This is a genomic window from Aurantimonas marina, from assembly GCF_017183135.1.
In the GTDB taxonomy this organism is placed as follows: Bacteria; Pseudomonadota; Alphaproteobacteria; order Rhizobiales; family Rhizobiaceae; genus Aurantimonas; species Aurantimonas marina.
In genome coordinates, this window is sequence record NZ_JADDXW010000063.1 from 1 (window position 1) to 663 (window position 663).

At 63.3% G+C, this 663-nt stretch carries 1 protein-coding gene; it reads right to left on the bottom strand.

Going from position 1 to position 663, the window contains the following annotated elements; genetic code table 11:
• A partial coding sequence (locus tag ING15_RS19315; RefSeq protein ID WP_206456469.1) for a cbb3-type cytochrome c oxidase subunit I occupies positions 1-663 on the bottom strand: 663 nt, incomplete at both ends.

Below are 663 nucleotides of genomic sequence, written 5' to 3' on the forward strand. Positions count from 1 at the left end.
GATGCCCCAGAAGCTGATGATCGACAGCCGGTAGGAGAAGATGGGTCGATCGGCCCGCTTGGGCAGATAATAATACATCATGCCGAGGAAGCCGGCGGTCAGGAAGAAGGCGACGGCGTTGTGGCCGTACCACCATTGCGTCATCGCGTCCTGGACGCCGGAAAAGGCCGAATAGCTCTTGGCATGGGCAAACGACAGCGGAATCGCCAGGTTGTTGACGATGTGCAGGATCGCCACGACGACGATGAACGCCAGGAAGTACCAGTTGGCCACGTAGATGTGCGGCTCCTTGCGGCGCGCCAGGGTGCGGAGGTACAGCACGAGATAGGTCACCCAGACGATGACCAGCCAGATGTCGGCGTACCATTCCGGCTCGGCGTATTCCTTCGACTGCGTCACGCCCATGAAATAGCCGGTGACCGCGAGAACGACGAACAGATTGTAGCCGAGCAGGACGAACCAGGGGCTGATCTGGCCGGCGAGCCGGGCGCGCGACGTGCGCTGCAGGACATGGAAGGAGGTGGCGATGAGGCCGTTGCCGCCGAAGCCGAAGATCACCGCCGTCGTATGGGCGGGCCGCAGCCGGCCGAAGCTTGCCCAGGCCGCGTCGAAGGTCAGGTCCGGCCAGGCGAGAAGGGCCGCGACCCACACGCCGATGAACAT